Raw genomic sequence first — 18,304 nt, 5'->3', positions numbered from 1 at the left:
GTCTTCTGAGAACCATCTTGCATAGCCTGTATCTGTTCTTTTTCACTATCACAATATACATATTGTGGTATAAAGACTTCTTTTACAATATGCTTCTAAATCTTTTATCATTTTATTGTTATTTCTAATTACTACAACCCTCAATGTCTGTGTAGCTTGAGCGTCAATAATAATGTCTTTTGTATCATCATACAATACTTGTAAAACAGTGTCAGATACTACATAACTATGACTTGAATAGTTATATATTTTTCCAAAGTCATCATTTAAATTATAGCTCCCATTAAATCAATTTAGCCCAATTCTACCTTCTTTCTTTAGTGCATATGCTGTAGGTGTTATATGGATAAAAGCAATAATTAGTACTAAAAATAAAAAAACGTTTTTTTAGAGATTTTCTTCTTATATTTAACCCCCCTTCTGGGAAATTATATAATAAATAAATATATATCCATTGAATTATTAATATAATAACATAACCTTGTTCATGTATATATTGGATTAATTGTATCAAAATAACTAATAAACCACAAGTTCTAGCTAGTTTTTTAAACATAGAATGATAAAATCCTTATAATCAAAGAAATTTTTTCACAACATTATATTTATGTTAAATAGTATTGTACATAATGAGCTATATCTTTCAATTAAATAAACTATATAAAGCAAAGCTTATAATGTTATTAACCACAGAAATATTTAAATCATAAAAAATCAGCCACTTTAAAGTGGCTGATTAATATAATCATTATATAAAGCACATTTGCTATAAACAATATGCTTACTTATTAACTGCTTTTGAAGCATCATCTATCATTTTATTTAAAGATGTAAGACCACCATCATTTACATACCATATTGGTGCATCTAAGTATATTATATTATCATTTTTATAAGCATCCATAGATTTTATTACGTCATTGTTTAAAACAGATTTAGCTGTTAAACCAGCTTTCACATCACTACCAGTAGCTATACCTCTATCTATAACAAACATAATATCTGGATTTTGTTTAGCTACATATTCAAAAGTAATATTTTGACCATGACTTGATTCCTTTATATCTTTATCCTTATTCTTAAATCCAAAACTATTGTATAATATGCTAAATCTAGACTCTTCACCAAATACACTTAAATTCCCCTCATTTACCATAAGAGTTAAAGCATTTAAGTCTTTCTCTGTTACTTTTTTATTTAAAACTTCTATTTTCTTTTCAATTTTAGCAAATTCTTGATTAGCTTTCTCTTCTACTCCAAATATTTTAGCTATTTTATTTATATTACTTTTGACAGATTCTAAATACTTCTTATCATCTTTACTTGTACTTATTGTTGGTGCTATCTTAGATAATTGCTCATAAAAATCTTCTTGTCTTCCATTTATTATAATTAAATCTGGATTTGTTGATTTTATACCTTCTAAATCTGGTTCTTTTAATCCACCTAAGTCTGCATATTTTTCATCTTTATACTTTTCTAAAGATGCTGGCAAACTTGATTTTGGAAGTCCTACTAAACTCTCACTGACACCTAGTGCATCCATTGTATCTAGTGCTGAATAATCAAATACTACTACTTTTTTAGGCTTTAACTTTACATCTATTTCTCCTAAGCTATGAGTTATTTTTATAGTAGCATCTGAAGCATCTGCTGTTTTCTTCTCACCTTTTTTACTCCCACCTAATGCAAATACTGCTACTAATCCTACTATAGCCACTGTTGCTATTATTGCTGCTTTTTTATTCATCTTAATGTCTCCCTCATTTTTTATTAATATTCGTCTTAGTTTAAATTTTGATTAGAAAATTCATAGATTCCTATCTATAGTGTCTTAAAAATAAACACATATTCTATTTCCATTTATATGCTTAATGTCAAAGTTCATTTCGTAAATATCTCCTAAAACTTTTTCATTGACTATTTCATCTGTACGACCTACCTTTTCAATTTTTCCATTTTTAAGTGCAACTATATTATCTGAATAGCATGAAGCAAAATTTATATCATGCATGACCAACACTATAGTCTTACCTAATTCATCACAAAGACTTCTAAGTACCTTCATCATTTGTACTGAATGATTCATATCCAAATTGTTAAGTGGTTCATCAAGTAATATGTACTCTGTATTTTGGGCTATTACCATTGCTATATAAGCTCTTTGTCTTTGACCTCCACTTAATTCATCCAAATATTTGTCTTGTATATCAGTTAGTTTCATATACTCTATAGCTTCATTAATGTATTTTTCATCATCTTGAGTTAAATTTCCTTCACTGTATGGAAATCTTCCAAATCCAACTAATTCTCTTATTGTGAGTTTTAAAGTTATATTATTAGATTGTTTAAGTATAGCTATTTTTTTAGCTAGTTCTTTATTATTGTAAGAGTTTAAGTTTTTTCCTTCTATCAATACTTCTCCACTATCACCTCCTATAAGTCTTGTTACTATTGATAATACAGTACTTTTACCAGCCCCATTTGGACCTATAAAAGATGTTATTTTCCCTTTTTCTATATTAAAAGAAACATTATCTACAACATTTTTATTTTTATATTTTTTAAATATGTTTTTTATTTCTATCATCTATTTGCCCCCTTTAATAATAATTGGATAAAGTAAATTCCTCCTATAAAATTTATTACTACGCTTAATGTTGTATCAAATTTGAATATATGTTGTATAAAAAATTGACCTATTATTAATGTAATTATTCCTAGCAATATAGAACCTAAAATTAAATACGTATGTTTATATGTTTTAAAAACTTCTCTAGCTATGTTGGCTAGTAAAAGACCTAAAAATGTCATAGGTCCAATAAGTGCTGTTGATACTGAAACTAAAATTGCTATTAGGATTATCATTTTTTTTACTACTTTATCAAAATCTACACCTAAATTAATCGCTTGCTCTCTACCTAATGACAGTACATCTAAATATTTTATATCATCATATATAAAAGGTATTGTTGCAATAACTATTATAAATGCAATTAATAATACATTTGTATTTATATTATTTAGACTAGCCATTATGCTAGTTTGTAGTGCTAGAAATTCATTAGGGTCTATCATTACTTGAATAAATGTTGTTGCACTTTTAAATAAAGTTCCAAATACCATTCCTACTAGGATTAAAAAGAAAATATTATTTTCTTTTCTTTCAAACAATGCTCTATACAATAGCATTGAAGCTACAATCATTATAGTAACATTAATGATAAAATTATAATTTTCATTTATGATAAGAATACTGGTTGCTCCAAATATAAATACTATTATAGTTTGAATCATTACATATAAGGAATCTAAGCCTAGTACACTTGGTGTTAATATCTGATTGTTAGTAATTGTTTGAAATACTACAGTAGTAAATGCTATACATCCTCCTCCAAGTATCATCGCAAGTACTTTTGGTATTCTTTGTGATAATGCATAATCTAGATTATTCATGTCTATTCCATAGGTTAAAAAAAGCACCATTGATATCAAGAGTAATGCAGTCATCAAATAAATTTTTTTATTAAGACTAAGCTTCATTTATATTCCTCCTTAGTATTAAGTAAAGGAATAGTATACTTCCTATAACGCCAACTGTAAGCCCTATAGATATTTCATATGGATAAATGATAATCCTTCCAAAAATATCACATATAAGTACAAATATTGCCCCAAATAATCCCGTATGCCATATACTATCTCTTATATTATCACCCATATACAGAGATACAATATTTGGAACTATTAGACCTATAAAAGGTATATTACCAGCAGTAACAACTACACATACTGTGACAAGAGCTACTATTATTAAACCTAAATTGACGACTTTTTTATAACTTAGCCCTAAGTTAGTTGCAAAATCCATCCCCATTCCAACAACAGTAAATCTATTTGCATAAATATATGCTACTATTATGAGAGGTATTGTTATGTATAATATTTCATAATTTCCTTTAAGTATCATAGAAAAATCACCCTGCATCCAAGAACTTACATTTTGACTCAAATCATATTTATATGCAATAAAATCAGTCATAGAACCTATTATATTTCCAAACATTATACCTACTAATGGTACGAATATTATACTTTTAAACTGTAACTTCCTTATTATTTTCATAAACATAAATGTTCCTATAAGAGAAAATATAAATGCTATTATAGTCTTCATGAAAATCGATGCACTTGGTATTAAAAGCATACAAATTACTATACCAAATTGAGCCGCATCTATTGTTGCTCCTGTAGTAGGCGATACAAATTTATTTTTACTTATCTGTTGCATTATAAGGCCTGCTATACTCATTCCTATACCTGCAATCAATATACTTATTAATCTTGGTATTCTACTCATGACAAATATCATAAGTTTATGCTGATTTTTTGCAAATATATGCATTATGTTTATATCTTCTGCTCCTATAAATAAGGAAAAATAAGATAAAATTATTATTCCTATAATTAAATATCTCTTTTTCATTCTCCCTCCTTAGTTTTTACTAAAAATGATAATAATTATCATTTCTTTTATAGTTTATCAATAATAATTATCATTGTCAATATATATAGATATTTGTTTTTTTATATAAAAAATGTTACTAGAATTTTTAATTCTAGTAACATTTAAATTTAATATAATCTATATACCATATATAAACCTATATATATGAATGCTTATTATTAAGTATAGTATTTTCTACACCTAATTTAGTTACTATCTTACTTTAGTATCTCTTTAAATACTCTATAAAAGTTTCCACTAGATATTAAGTTTATATCACTCTTTTTATATCCTCTTTTTTCAAGCTCTACTATTATATTCTTAGCTTCATATGTACTTTTAAGCCCATCTACACTTGGATTTTTGGAATTTTCTTCAGTAAAAGAGCCTATAGTCTCTTCTCCTAGATAATCACTAAAATCAAAACCAAAAGATACATGCTCTATACCTATAAGATTCACCATATAATCTATATGGTCAACTAAGTGTATTAAATCTTGCTTTTTCGGATTAATATTGGTAAATCCTCTAAAGCTATTTATTCCCACTAATCCACCTGTTTTTGAAATTTCTTTTAATTGATTATCTGTGAGATTTCTTTTTGCATCACATAGATTTTTAACATTAGAATGAGATGCTATAACTGGTTTACTTACAACAGACATCAAATCCCAAAATGATTTTTCATTTAGATGTGATACATCTATTAGCATACCTAATTGTTCTAACTTCTCTACTGCTTTTTTTCCTATTTCAGTTAATCCTCTGTTTTCATCTCCTAAACACCCTGTAGCAAGTTCATTCTGTTCATTCCAAGTTAATGATGCATGTCTAGCTCCAACTTCTTTATAATAATATTCGATTAAGTCTAAATTTTTTCCAACATGGCTTAAACCTTCAAGACCTATTAAAATATTTATTTTATTCTCATTTAGACCTTTATTTATATCAGAATATTTTTTTACTATATTTACAATATCCTTCATATCTTCAATTTCTTCTTTTACACATTCTATTATCTGCTTAACTCTCTTTTCCGGCTTTTTATCATATGGCGGGTCTATCCATATTACAAAAATAGCCCCTTCAATATTTGCTTTTTTAAAATTTTCAAGATGGATTCTTCTAAATACATCTTTCTCTCCATTAAGCCTTCTTATCGTTACATCTGACCAAGTATCTGAATGTCCATCAAAAATCATGACAACCTCCAATTAAATAAAGTTTTTTTCAAACGTTTGTTTTTCACTTTTTATAAAACTTATATTAAAATATTTCCTACCAAAAGACCAAAATAATTACCAACTATATATCCAAATGTCCCAACTATAAGTATTGGCCCTACTAACTTAGACCACCCTTTTGATATTGCCATAGCTGCTGCTGTTGTAGGTCCACCAATATTTGCATTAGATGCAAGAATAGCTTCTTCCAAGGTAAACTTAAATATTTTGGCAACTATAAATGTAACTAACATGTTTATAAGTACCATTATTCCACAATATAAAAGTAATAATGGAGATTTTTGAATTATTAATGTGATTGAAGCAGGAACACCTACTACAACAAAGAAAATGTAGATTAAAAATGTGCCCAGCTCTTGAGCTCCTTTTATATCACTAAAGAAATTAGGCATAAAGGTAGCAAATATCATAGTTAAAGTAGTTATTATTAGATATTGATTGCCAAATAAAGTATTTAACATTGCTAAAAATGGACTTGACGTTGGTATTATAGATTTAAACCAACCTGACAATTCTACTGATACTGCAACTATTATAAAAGCACTACCAATGGCTATTGCTATATCTTTTAAAGATATTTCTTTTCTTCCCCAATAATTTGCTGCTATTGTTTCGCCTTCATTTACACCTATGCTTTCCATCTCATCTACATGTGGATGTTTAAAATGTTTTCTAAAAAATCCAATAGATGGGATAGCTATTAAAACAAAGAAATATAATGCCATCAAAAGATTATCTGCTACAACAGTTGCTGATACCAATTCCCCAGGTGCATCAAATGCTCCTGACATAGCTGCAAAGTTTACATTTCCACCTATATAAGAACCTGTCATCATAGCTGCAACAATATTTAAATCTGGTACTGCATTTTTTAATGCCAAGAATCCAATCATAGCTCCAAGTACAGTTCCTATCGAACCTACAAGAAATATTACAAGTAATCTTCCACTCTCTTTCCATATCTTTTTGATATTACATTGATATAACAACAAAGCTATGGCTAAAGGTACAACATAACCCCAGACTTGGTCATATACAACAGACTCTACTGGTATAATATTTAGATTTGATAATAACATTGCCCCTACAAGGGCTATTATTGCTCCTGATATTTTTGATGCCCAACTATACTTTTGCTCTAAATAAATACTAAATGCTGCCCATCCAGTTACAATTGCCCATAATACCCAAATATTATCAGGACTTACAAAACTCCTCATCTCAACCGCCTCCATTTCATTAAATTAAAATATCAATATTAATATTCAATATATTGAATATTAATACTATTATAATTCATCTTTTCAGAAAATTCAATATAACGATGTAAATACATGCATTACATAACTTTTATTTTATTTTATTAATTTTGGAAACTATATATGTTATAATCATGTTTGAGGGGGTTTTTATCTAATGGACATAGATGTTGGAAGCAAAATTAGAGCTCTTAGAAAATCTAAAAATATAAGTATAGCTACTTTAGCCAAAGAGTCAGGTTTAAGTACAGGTTTAATAAGTCAAATTGAACGTAATATGGTTGTTCCATCAATTATAGCAATGTGGAAAATAGCAAAATCTCTTGATGTAAACATAGGCTATTTTTTTGATGATATTGGGAAGGATGATTCTAATATAGTAGTAAAGAAAAACAATCGAAAGAAAATAGTAACTAACGATTCTACAAAATTTTATGAGCTTCTTGTTCCTAATCTAATTGGAAAAAAAATAGAATTCATACTTGTTACATTAAATGGACATACAAAAAAAAGTAGCGAATTCGTAACACATGAAGGAGAAGAATGTGGGTACATAATAAAAGGAAAAATGAAAATAACACTTGGTAATAAAGAGTATATATTAGAGGAAGGGGACAGTTTTTATTTTAACAGCACTATACCTCATATATATGAAAACTGTGATAATGATGAATGTATTTCAGTTTGGGCAATGACTCCACCTTCATTTTAATATATTAGACTCTTGTTTAAGTATAAATTAATAAAAATCTGAAATAAATTAGTATGATAAATTTTATCCTAATTTATTTCAGACTTTTCTAGTTTATTGGTTATATATTAAGTAGACAACTTTCATCTAAAATTTTAGATAGTATTTCTTCAGTTCCACTCATTCCATCAAATTTACTTGATATAAATGTGTTTTTTCTTTCATTTTTATTTATATCACCATGCTTCAATACATAAGCTTTATTTGAAATATCTAGCATTCCATAATCCATAATAGAATCCCCAATTGCATAAAAATTTTCTATTCCTAATTCTTTGGTTAGGTATTCGATAGCATTTTCTTTTGAGATTTCTTTTGGTATAAAATAAATTTTTCTACCACTTACATACAATCTCCAATTTTTTGATTCCAATATATTTATATACTCTCTAATTGAATCTAAATTAAATTTTTTAAAATCTACAACTATATAAAAAAATGTATCCTCTGCAACTTTAAAATTAGTTATTCCTTCTACATTCAAATACGTTTTAAATTTATCTACCATGCTTTCAATAGGCTCATAGTTAGATTTTAATTTGTCTATCTTTTCACTCCATGATTTCAATATTTCATTATCTTTAAGTATAACTCCTCCATTTGAAGTTATACTCCATGGAAAATAAATGCCATATTTATTAAATTCTATACGCTTAAACTGTTCTATTGTTCTAGTGGTAGTTGGTATAAACATACCATAATATTGTATTTGTTTTATTAAATTTATGGTATTTAAAGATATATAAGAGATTTCTTTCTTTTTATAGATTTCTATATTTGTATATCTCTTATCAGTATTTAAAAATTTATCAGAGTAAATAATACTCCTGTCTAAGTCTGAAAAAACAATCATTCAGTATTCTCCTGTCAAATATATTTTCTAAATATCTTTCATATTTTTTATTATGCCACAACACTTGTAAGCTTTTAAATTCATTTCTTCAACTTCAACATTTTTCTCTTTTGCCAAAATAAATATATGCTCTAAAGATTTATCATTTAAGTCTTTAACAAGTATCTTATATGGAACTCTCCTAAGTAAAACTCTTGTTGTTTCTCCTACACCTGGCTTGATAAAGTTGATATCTTTTATATCGTACTTTTCCTTTATATTTAAAACATCAAAATAACCATCTTTAGTTATAATATCACTTTTCCATTTTTCAACTTCATCAGATATATTTTCAAATTGGTTTTTGAAACATGCCTCTATAGTTTCTATATAATTTATAGACTCATCTTTATCCTTTAAGTGGTTATAAAACTTAGCACCATGAAAATCATCCTTACCAATCAAATCGTCTCTTAGCACAGTTCTACTCACTAGCCCAGAAACAGTTGAGTTTAAACATGCACTTGGTATTAAAAAGTCTTCTCTAATTCCATAAAGTCCAGAATATCCAGCAGGGTCAGCTAATACAGCAAGAGTTGAATCAAAATTCTTTTTAAATTTAAATTTAAGCTCATCACATGCTTTTTCTAGCTCTCTTGATATTGTTCCCTTACCAGTCCATCCATCTAAAAATTGTATGTTTGAATTTGGATGACTATTTATTATATATTCAACTGCATTCATATCTATTCCTTTATCTCTTATTATAGATATTGTATAGTGAGGTAAATTTAAATTATACTTATTTCTTAGATATCTCTTTGCCAAAATACCAATTGGTGTTCCAGCTCTAGCAAGTGAAACTAGTACAACATCATTTCCATTTTTTTTAATTATCTTTTCACACATAACACCTATAGAAAATGCCAGTTTATTCTTGTTTTGTTCTAGTTTATCATGATATAATTTCAGATAATCTTCGCTAACCTCATACTCTACTGGTATCATTTCTGAATAATGTCTGCCACTTTGTATTTTTAACTCTCTCTCTTTGTTTCCTTCTTCTTCAATTAAATTTGATATATCTTTTAATAAAAAGACAACATCATCTTTAGAATATGTGCTAAATTCTCCCATATGACTCAACTCCTACCTTAAAACTGTGATATATTTTATCTTGATAAAACATTTTAGCTACAACATACTATAGTCAATTTTTTTATGCTTGTTTTTTTAATTATATCAATAAATTCCAGATAAGAATTCTCGCTTTTATCTAACTCAACAAATAAATAACACTCAGAAAAATCATGTCTATCTATGTTGTAAATATAATTTTGAACGTCAGAATTATAAAAACTCTTTAATTTAAACTTACTTCTAATAGGATAATTGTTTTTATCAATATTAATTATTGGACTTCTAGTTGTTGAATGATAGTATATATCACATTGATTTTCTTTTTCTTTTGCAAATAACATTGGTATATACATGAATTCTTCAGTACCTAAAAATAGAACCTTTTCTGCTTTCTTTTTTAAAGATTCTTTACTTTCTATAACTATTTTTTTACTTTCTCTTTTTACAATTTCTTTTAATTTAATTTGTTCTCTTTTGTTAATTCCAAATCTACCTGTATATCTTATATATTTTTTATTTCCAATATAATCTTCTAAATCAACATTGACATGATTTACTATTAAATTTATTTTATCATCCTTCATAATACTTGATTGACTAATAGTACAATTATCATTGTAATTTGCAACAATATCTTCATTTATATCAAAATTAAAGTCTCCTTTAAATAAATACACAAATTCTATTTTACATCCAAGTTCTTTTTCCAGACTACTAATTTTTTTTAAATTTTCATCACTTACCCAATTAAGTATAGAACATATAGTATATTTCTTTTTAGGATAAATACTTTGAATCTTTCTAATTATATTCATACACGTATTAGCTGTAGTAATTTCATCATCTACCAAAATTACTTCATCGCCAAATTTAAAGTTATCTAGCATTTCAAAATATAAATTTTGGTCTGTTGCATGAGAGTGTTCTTCTAAAAAGTCTAAATTTTCTAGCTCATCAAATTGCTCCCTAGTGGTATGAATAAATTCATAATCTCCAGATAAGTAATCAAAAAAGCTATGTCCAACAGCTGTACCAGTTTCGGCAAAAGCTATTACAGTCCCATTTGATGCTACCTTATTTTTTTTATTATAAATCGTGGCCATTAGCTTTCCTAAATTATCCATTTCACTTGGTTTACAAGCTAAATGTTTTCCAAGTTTTTTTGATATAAATAAAAAACGTCTCTTACTGTTATTTCTTATTCCTATATCTAAAAAATCATTTAAATCTAAGTTTAATGGATTATCAACAATGTCAATCTCACAATTAAAATTTAAGCAATTCTTCATAGTCTACTCCTTTATTTAATACACCATATATTTTAGATAAAATTAATGTTTTTTTAGCCCATAAAAAATGAGGATTAGTTTCATTCATTCTCTCACCTAATATGCCTTTACTCACACCATATTTACTATTTGCACTATCAAGTATCTCCAAAGCATCAGTAAAATCTTCATATGATACTGCAGATAAAGCTTGTACAATTTGAATTTGCATTGGATGAATTACTGTCTTTCCAACTAATCCATGAAATTTATCCAATAGTATTTCTTCTATATACTTCTTTCTTATCTCTTCGTTTGTCATATCAAAAAATTCCGATACACCTCCACTTATTGGTATATCTATCTCTGGTCTTTGAAGATATGTAATTACATCTAATATAAACGAAGAACAAATCAAATTATTATATATAGAAAAATTTTTATCTCTTCTTATACCATACATACCTAATATATCAGTTAGACCTATTCTAATACTAAGTATTCTTGATTTATATCTTAAAATAGTATTATATAAATTACTGAAGCTTAATTCTTTATTTTCTTTATATATGAATTCTCTTGTTTCTATTATTGGAATAACATACATATTTTGAAGACCTATAGAATTCAAAACTTCTATACAGTTTTCAATTAACTTCGAATTTGCTTTAGGAATCAATATTCCTGTTATAGTATTATTGTTTTTAATTATAATCTCTTTAATTCTTAGCAATTGCTCTACATCTTTTATTCTCACAAAAATTAATGGTATTCCATCTTTATTAGTTATATTTTCATTGCTAATATTTTTCAAAATCAATTTAAGATTTTCTATAGCCTCAGATTCTCCATTTGCCCCAACAGCATCTTCTAAACAAATAGCTAGTGGTCTAACTCCCTTAACATCACCTATAATACTCTTATAAATCATATTATATTGAGTAGCTGGAACGTATAAAAAAGCACCCAGTGCATATTTCAGTACATCTTTTTCAGTATTGGCATTAAAGTCTTCTGGCACTTTCAAAAAAATTTTCTCTAAATCCTCTTTGCAGATATAATCGAAATATTTCAATGTGTGGCCTCCTCATATACATAGAAAGGGCCAACTTTATCCAAATTAGCCCCTAATATACTACTTATTATAAATTATAGCTGTATTTAATTCTTCTAATCTCTTTGTATTATCCTTGATTGTAACTCTATTATTTTCTTCTATTCTCAGAGTTTCATCTATACCAGATTTAATTGTATTGTACATTTTTTCTAATGTCTCTATTTGCACAGAGCTTGTTCCAGCCATTCTAGCTATTTGTGCACTTTGAGAACTTACATTTTGTGCATTTCTAAGCAATAATTCATTAGTTTTATCATCAAGAGCTTTTAGAGACTTTGCTTGTAATTCTTGCTTTTTAAGTAATATAGCTTGAGATAAACATTGTTTAAATACTGGCAAAGTTACAACAAATGCACTATTGATTTTTCTAATTAAACCATAGTTATTATGTTGCATACCTCTAAGCATAGGTATAGTCTGAATAGCTATATTTTCTGCTATTCTTAAATCATAGACTCTTTGATTTAACATATCATAGACTTTTAATAGTTCTTGATAGTTGACAATATCCATTTGGTCTCCACTAGTCTCTGATTTTTGTTTGAAATATGGTAATATTTCATTATCCATTTCTTCTACTGCCATTTCTCCAGCAACAATATATTTTTGAAGTTCGTTATAAAAGTCAAAATTTTCATTTAACATAGCACCAATTTGCTTATTAGAAAGTGCTATATCTCTTTCATATTGTTCAAGTTCAATTTGAATCTTTTCAACTTCTCCTCCCAGTGTTTCATACTTTTGAAACATCATTTCAATGGCATTATTAGCTTTTTTGAAAAGTTTTTGAACAAAATTTGGTTCCTTAGTTTCTTGAAAATCATCTAAATCAAATTTATCCATTATTTTAGTTAAGTGAACAAGCATTTTAGAATTTTCTTCATTTCTATTTAATTTTATCGTGTTTAATAGGCTATCAGAAACTCTCGCTACTCCTTCAGATGCTTTTCTACCAAATTGTAAAATTGTATCTGGATTTTCTACTTCTATAAGAGAAGTTAAAGCCTCAACCTCTTTAGACTTTCTAAGTTCAATTTTTTTATTATTTGTATATTCCATTATATCAAATTTTTCTTCTTGTACAGTCGTAGGTAAATTTTCAACAGTTTCTACAGAATTATTATCTTTTGAAAAATTATTTATATTTATCCCCATTTAAAATCGTCTCCTCTTGCCAAAAATTTTTTTAAGTAAAGGTATTTCATCTTCAAGTAAGTTCAATCTAAGGTCATATACCATTTTATCCAACCTGTGTATATCAATCAATTGGTTATTTATAACATTTTCTATATTATTTTCTCCGCCTGGAGATAATATAATAATATCAAATCCAATTTTACTAAGTAAAAGCATTAGAAATACAACTTCTTTATCAAACACAATGCTCTTATACATATATATAACCAACTTTGGATTTATGAGAGAGTAATCGAAATTATTCATCATGTGAACAAGCTTTTTATCCATATGAAGTACTGTGAATAAGCCTTTTATTTTATCCTCTCCACTTAGTCCATTTAAAAACATGTTACCTTCTATAAGTTCTTCCACTTTTTCTAAAATCATAATTTGTTGATTTAATGATAATGTTGAAATAGAATACTCTTTATTATTTAAAACAGAATTTTTATCTATAATACCTTTTGAATTTAATACAAATGATAGGCTAAAAGCTTCTCTCGTAAATTCTTTTGAAAATCTATCTATATCTCCATTAAATTCAATGAATGCTGAACTTTCTGAATCTCTTAATAAATCTAAAAACTTAATGTATTCATTTTTATCATTATATATTCCATTGATTTTAGAAAAGAAAACTGGAGTTTCTACTGTAGTATCATTAAACTTAAATCCTGGTCTCAATTTTAATGGCTGATTCCAATATATTGATATTTCATCAATAGTTGAACTTAAAAGCAAGCTTTTTATTTTTCTATCTTGAAGTTGCCAAGGTTTTATAAATCCAGAATCATTTAGCAATTCTTCACTTATTCGTTTTGATGCTTCTGCTCCAACAGTAAAAGCTTTTTTTACAGAACCTTTATCTATCTTTTCACCTGAAACAACTCTATCTTCAAAAGAAACATTTTCTTCTATTATATTAGCCTCTTCTAATTCTATCTTATATTTCTCTAAATTTAAGATACTTATATTACTCTTTGAGTTTGGATTAAGGTATAATATATCAAATCCTGCTAAGTACAATATTAAGAGTAAATAAACTTCATGCTTTTTTATGTCTCCATAAAATATTATTTTTGGAGCATCATTTTTATTTATATCTAAGGCACCAATATAAGTCTTTATCCATGCCATTATTTTCACTATAAAATTTTGTTTAACTCTATCATTAGTAAAGTCTTTTTCTTCCTCTTTTAATACTCTATCTATTGCTTGCTTTATTTTATAATCTATTTCTTCAAACCCTAAAATACTTATATTTGTATCTTCTGTGCTGTTTTTATAATTTTTAAGTCCATTTTTAAAATAATTAATAATGTCAAAATCACTAGGATTTGCTATAGCATCAGTAAATAAGGCAATATCTTTTCTACTATCAATATTTTGCTTAGTCTTAAATATTTCAAGATTATACAAAATCTCATCTTCTAAACCAATATATGAAATAAAATAACTCAGATATCCCTTTGAAGGAGTGTAATTTCCTCTATCTGATTGGCTGGAGAATATTTTTTCAAATACCTTTGAGTCACCCATAATTATCCTCCCAATTTAATTGTTTATTGATAACTGACTCAAAATATATATTTTGAGCCAGTTTGTTATTTTTTATAAAATTTATTTTAAGCTGTTTTCTTTGATTTTACTAATCTTATTACACATTTTACAACTTCATTGACTACAACCACACTTGCTGCAACACATAAAACTTTTACCCATGTCATAACATCCATAGCTACAGAGTTAAAGAAATCTTGGAATAACTGAGTAAATATTACTTGTGCAATACCTGTTAAAACTATTATTTGTAATGCTAGTTTATTATGTGTAAAGTTTGGGAAAATACTATCTGCACTAAATTCTCTACAGTTAAATGCATTAAATAATGCACTAAAAGCAAATAACGCAAACATTACAGTTCCCTTATGAGCTTCATCAACACCTAAGAAGTTAAATGTAGACTGTAACATTAGTATTGCTGTTATATAGAATGCATTTAATACTATTGTATATACCATTGACTTAGATATTATATTTGCTTTTCTATCAACAGGTTTTCTATTTAACACATGGTCTCTAACAGGCTCTAAACCTAATGCTAGTGCTGGTGGACCATCCATAATTATATTTACCCACAACAATTGTATTGTTGTAAATGGCATTTCTTGTCCCATAACCTGAGATATTATAGCCACTAAAAATGCAATTACATTTACTGTTAATTGGAATTGAACAAATCTTTGGAAGTTATCATAGATTCCTCTACCCCATTTAATACCTTTTACAATAGTACTAAAGCTATCATCAGTTAAAATTATATCTGCTGCACTTTTTGATACTTCTGTACCAGATATACCCATTGCTATACCAACGTCTGCCTTTGAAAGCGCTGGGGCATCATTTATACCATCACCTGTTACAGCAACAACATCTCCACTCTTTTGAAGAGCTGAAACTATTCTCATTTTACTATCTGGCTTACTTCTTGCAACAATCGAAATAGTTTGTATTTCTTGTTTTAGTTCTTCATCATCTAAAGTATCTATATATGAAGCTTCAACTGCTCTCATATTTCCTTTTAATAGACCTAACTCTTCACCTATAGCTCTTGCTGTATTTATATTATCTCCTGTAAGCATTTTTACAGAAACACCAGCTTTATTTGCTGTATTTACAGATTCTATAACATCTTTTCTAAGTGGGTCTCTTATACCAACAAAACCACTAAATACTAACTCACTTTCCATTGCACTCACATTCATAGAATCACTTTCAGCAGTTACTGCTGCTTCTTCTTCAGCTTGCGAGATTTCTTTATATGCAAAACCTAAAGTTCTCATTGATTTTACTTGTAATTTTTTTATTTCTTCTAAAATCTCATGTTTTATACCTTCAGTTATTGGAACTATGTCTTTTCCTCTTTGGATATATGAACATAGCTCAAGCAAGACTTCTGGTGCTCCTTTTGATAACAACACATGATTATTATCTTGACCTATAACAGATGTCATTCTCTTTGAATCAGAAGTAAAAGGGTTTTGAGCTACTATATTAGATTCTTTTCTAACTTGTCTGTAATCTACATTTTTATAATATAGAAGTAGTGCACATTCTGTAGCACTTCCCAGGTACTTAACATCACTATCATTATGCTCTACATCAGCTGTAGAGTTTATCATACAGTTTTCTTCAAAATAACTATTTATTTCTTCTTCTGAACTCTCAATATATCTTCCATCAATATATGCAACTTCTACTGTCATTCTATTTTCTGTTAATGTACCGGTTTTATCTGAACATATTACAGAAACAGAACCTATAGTTTCACAAGCTTCTTTTTTAGTAACTAAGGCATTTATCTTAGCCATTTTTTGCATAGTTATTGCAAGTGTCATATTTATCATAGTTGGCAGACCTTCTGGAACTGCTGCAACTATTAATGCAACACATACTGTAAATGCTGTTTTAACAGGGTCTATCGATTCTAAAAATGGTAAAATTCCAGACATATCAACATTTAATACATTCTTACTTACCATTTGGAAAACCATGAATATAAATAATAATCCTGCTACTGCACTGGAAACTTTAGCTATCAATCCACCTAAATTTCCAAGCTTTATCTGAAGTGGAGTTTGCTCATCTGCGTCTGATAAGTTTTGAGCAATTTTACCCATTTCACTACTATCTCCAATTGAAGTTACAACTAATATTCCTCTACCATAAGCAACAAGTGTACCACCAAATACCATATTTATTTGTTTTGCAGGAATTGGTTCTTGTACCACTAGTGCTCCTTTAGATTCTATTTCTTCCATTGGAACTACTACATCACATTTTTTAGATACATCATCTGATTCGCCTGTTAACATATCTTCTCTAATTTTAAGATTTATAGTTTCTATAAGTCTACCATCAGCAGGTACCATATCACCAGTTTCAATATATACTATATCTCCTGGTACTAGTTCACTCTTAGAAATTTGATGTATTTCTCCATCTCTTAGTACTTTAACTTCAATATTTTCAGTCATCTTAGAAAGAGCATCTGCTGCTTTCTTAGAACGACCTTCTGTAATCATACCTATTGCTATACCTATTGCTATAGCTCCTACAATCCCGATTGCATCATGAGTTTCTCCAATTACTGCACTTACTACTGCTGCAATAATTAAAATAACTATCATTGGTTCACTTAAACTGTCTTTTAAATCATCCCAAAAGCTTCCTTCCTCTTTTGGTGTAAATTCATTTAAACCATACTTTTCTCTTCTAGTCTTGACTTCTGATTTTGATAAACCTCTGTCAGGGTTAACAGATAAGTCTTTAGTTACGTCTTCTTTGTCAACATTATAATATTTGATATCATTATTAAATTCCATATACACACTCAATCCTGTCTAAATTTTGCATTACTTCTTTAAGACCCGCATCTTTTGTTCCTTCACCTATTGCTTTAAACTGCCAACTTCCATCTTTTCTATATATAGCCCCTACTATAAGAGTAGTTTTTTCCGAATAATTATCAGATAAATTATACTTCGCTATTTCCTTTTTATTACTTTGGTCCTCAACTCTTATATAGGCATTTTTTATCATCCCAAAGTGTTGTTTTCTGTCTATACAATTGTATATATTTACTACAAATAATAATCTGTGAATATTTGATGGAACTTTATCTAAATTAACTAGAATTTGTTCATCATCACCCACACCTTCACCAGTTAGGTTATCTCCTGTATGTAAAACTGACTTACAGGCACTTTTTAAGTTTCCAAAATAAATTAAGTCTTTTATACCACTTAATTTTCCTTCCTGATTTAGCATAAATACAGATGCATCGCAATCTATATCAGCTTGTCCTCCGCCAAATAAAGACTTAAGGAATCCTCCACCTGATTGTTGCACAGGGTCCCATCCTAAGCCCACAAGTATACTACTCAATCCAGGGTTGGATTTTTTTAAATCTATTTTATCACCTTTTGATAAATTAATCGACATACT

15 protein-coding genes are annotated in these 18,304 nt (G+C 27.8%); 1 reads left to right on the top strand and 14 read right to left on the bottom strand.

Going from position 1 to position 18,304, the window contains the following annotated elements; translation table 11 throughout:
- Positions 1-781: 781 nt before the first annotated feature.
- The 6 genes from KGF46_RS09320 to KGF46_RS09295 form a co-directional block, all read right to left on the bottom strand.
- Entirely contained in the window at positions 782-1,750 is a 969-nt protein-coding gene (locus tag KGF46_RS09320) for a siderophore ABC transporter substrate-binding protein (RefSeq protein ID WP_227856701.1), read from the bottom strand.
- An 84-nt stretch (positions 1,751-1,834) separates the two neighbouring features.
- Entirely contained in the window at positions 1,835-2,590 is a 756-nt protein-coding gene (locus KGF46_RS09315; RefSeq protein ID WP_227829720.1) for an ABC transporter ATP-binding protein, read from the bottom strand.
- Positions 2,587-3,543, bottom strand: a complete 957-nt coding sequence (locus KGF46_RS09310) for an iron chelate uptake ABC transporter family permease subunit (protein ID WP_227829721.1) — start codon at positions 3,541-3,543, stop codon at positions 2,587-2,589. The genes KGF46_RS09315 and KGF46_RS09310 overlap by 4 nt, the downstream gene beginning before the upstream one ends.
- Complete coding sequence (locus KGF46_RS09305) at positions 3,533-4,486, bottom strand: ABC transporter permease (protein WP_227829722.1); 954 nt, start codon at positions 4,484-4,486, stop codon at positions 3,533-3,535. The genes KGF46_RS09310 and KGF46_RS09305 overlap by 11 nt, the downstream gene beginning before the upstream one ends.
- Positions 4,487-4,725: 239 nt before the next feature.
- Positions 4,726-5,709: a dipeptidase gene (locus tag KGF46_RS09300; RefSeq protein WP_227854698.1), complete on the bottom strand. Its 984-nt coding sequence runs from the start codon at positions 5,707-5,709 to the stop codon at positions 4,726-4,728.
- Positions 5,710-5,768: 59 nt separating this feature from the next.
- Positions 5,769-6,971: a DUF819 domain-containing protein gene (locus tag KGF46_RS09295; protein ID WP_227829724.1), complete on the bottom strand. Its 1,203-nt coding sequence runs from the start codon at positions 6,969-6,971 to the stop codon at positions 5,769-5,771.
- A gap of 196 nt (positions 6,972-7,167) precedes the next feature.
- Between KGF46_RS09295 and KGF46_RS09290 the strand changes: the two genes are divergently transcribed.
- Complete coding sequence (locus KGF46_RS09290) at positions 7,168-7,722, top strand: cupin domain-containing protein (protein WP_227829725.1); 555 nt, start codon at positions 7,168-7,170, stop codon at positions 7,720-7,722.
- 100 nt (positions 7,723-7,822) lie between these two features.
- On the opposite strand, the gene KGF46_RS09285 is transcribed toward KGF46_RS09290, so the two are convergent.
- From KGF46_RS09285 to KGF46_RS09250, 8 genes are all read right to left on the bottom strand, one after another.
- On the bottom strand, positions 7,823-8,614 hold the full coding sequence (locus KGF46_RS09285) for an HAD hydrolase family protein (protein ID WP_227829726.1): 792 nt from the start codon (positions 8,612-8,614) through the stop codon (positions 7,823-7,825).
- A gap of 27 nt (positions 8,615-8,641) precedes the next feature.
- Positions 8,642-9,730 (bottom strand): cysteine protease StiP family protein, encoded by a 1,089-nt coding sequence (locus tag KGF46_RS09280; RefSeq protein ID WP_227829727.1) that lies wholly within the window; start codon positions 9,728-9,730, stop codon positions 8,642-8,644.
- Between the two features lie 53 nt (positions 9,731-9,783).
- Complete coding sequence (locus KGF46_RS09275) at positions 9,784-11,022, bottom strand: phosphoribosyltransferase family protein (protein WP_227841868.1); 1,239 nt, start codon at positions 11,020-11,022, stop codon at positions 9,784-9,786.
- Positions 11,000-12,076 (bottom strand): HpcH/HpaI aldolase/citrate lyase family protein, encoded by a 1,077-nt coding sequence (locus KGF46_RS09270; protein WP_227829729.1) that lies wholly within the window; start codon positions 12,074-12,076, stop codon positions 11,000-11,002. The genes KGF46_RS09275 and KGF46_RS09270 overlap by 23 nt, the downstream gene beginning before the upstream one ends.
- Before the next feature lie 60 nt (positions 12,077-12,136).
- On the bottom strand, positions 12,137-13,273 hold the full coding sequence (locus KGF46_RS09265; RefSeq protein ID WP_227838856.1) for a toxic anion resistance protein: 1,137 nt from the start codon (positions 13,271-13,273) through the stop codon (positions 12,137-12,139).
- Positions 13,274-14,836 carry a YceG family protein gene (locus tag KGF46_RS09260; RefSeq protein WP_227829731.1) on the bottom strand — a complete coding sequence of 521 codons (1,563 nt, stop codon included), beginning with the start codon at positions 14,834-14,836 and terminating at the stop codon, positions 13,274-13,276.
- Positions 14,837-14,922: 86 nt separating this feature from the next.
- Positions 14,923-17,682 carry a calcium-translocating P-type ATPase, PMCA-type gene (locus KGF46_RS09255; RefSeq protein WP_227861946.1) on the bottom strand — a complete coding sequence of 920 codons (2,760 nt, stop codon included), beginning with the start codon at positions 17,680-17,682 and terminating at the stop codon, positions 14,923-14,925.
- On the bottom strand, positions 17,672-18,301 hold the full coding sequence (locus KGF46_RS09250) for a TerD family protein (protein WP_227829733.1): 630 nt from the start codon (positions 18,299-18,301) through the stop codon (positions 17,672-17,674). Before KGF46_RS09250 ends, KGF46_RS09255 begins: the two co-directional genes overlap by 11 nt.
- Between the last annotated feature and the right edge of the window lie 3 nt (positions 18,302-18,304).

The organism is Clostridioides sp. ZZV14-6153 (assembly GCF_020657855.1).
Taxonomy (GTDB): Bacteria; Bacillota; Clostridia; order Peptostreptococcales; family Peptostreptococcaceae; genus Clostridioides.
Note: the sequence above shows the minus strand (reverse complement) of the source record. Positions and strands in the feature narration are given on the sequence as shown.

Coding starts and splice junctions, on each gene's coding strand:
- KGF46_RS09255 (WP_227861946.1), bottom strand. CDS start 17,682: ATGGAATTTAATAATGATATCAAATATTATAATGTTGACAAAGAAGAC.
- KGF46_RS09310 (WP_227829721.1), bottom strand. CDS start 3,543: ATGAAGCTTAGTCTTAATAAAAAAATTTATTTGATGACTGCATTACTC.
- KGF46_RS09305 (WP_227829722.1), bottom strand. CDS start 4,486: ATGAAAAAGAGATATTTAATTATAGGAATAATAATTTTATCTTATTTT.
- KGF46_RS09290 (WP_227829725.1), top strand. CDS start 7,168: ATGGACATAGATGTTGGAAGCAAAATTAGAGCTCTTAGAAAATCTAAA.
- KGF46_RS09250 (WP_227829733.1), bottom strand. CDS start 18,301: ATGTCGATTAATTTATCAAAAGGTGATAAAATAGATTTAAAAAAATCC.
- KGF46_RS09280 (WP_227829727.1), bottom strand. CDS start 9,730: ATGGGAGAATTTAGCACATATTCTAAAGATGATGTTGTCTTTTTATTA.
- KGF46_RS09260 (WP_227829731.1), bottom strand. CDS start 14,836: ATGGGTGACTCAAAGGTATTTGAAAAAATATTCTCCAGCCAATCAGAT.
- KGF46_RS09320 (WP_227856701.1), bottom strand. CDS start 1,750: ATGAATAAAAAAGCAGCAATAATAGCAACAGTGGCTATAGTAGGATTA.
- KGF46_RS09315 (WP_227829720.1), bottom strand. CDS start 2,590: ATGATAGAAATAAAAAACATATTTAAAAAATATAAAAATAAAAATGTT.
- KGF46_RS09275 (WP_227841868.1), bottom strand. CDS start 11,022: ATGAAGAATTGCTTAAATTTTAATTGTGAGATTGACATTGTTGATAAT.
- KGF46_RS09295 (WP_227829724.1), bottom strand. CDS start 6,971: ATGAGGAGTTTTGTAAGTCCTGATAATATTTGGGTATTATGGGCAATT.
- KGF46_RS09285 (WP_227829726.1), bottom strand. CDS start 8,614: ATGATTGTTTTTTCAGACTTAGACAGGAGTATTATTTACTCTGATAAA.
- KGF46_RS09300 (WP_227854698.1), bottom strand. CDS start 5,709: ATGATTTTTGATGGACATTCAGATACTTGGTCAGATGTAACGATAAGA.
- KGF46_RS09265 (WP_227838856.1), bottom strand. CDS start 13,273: ATGGGGATAAATATAAATAATTTTTCAAAAGATAATAATTCTGTAGAA.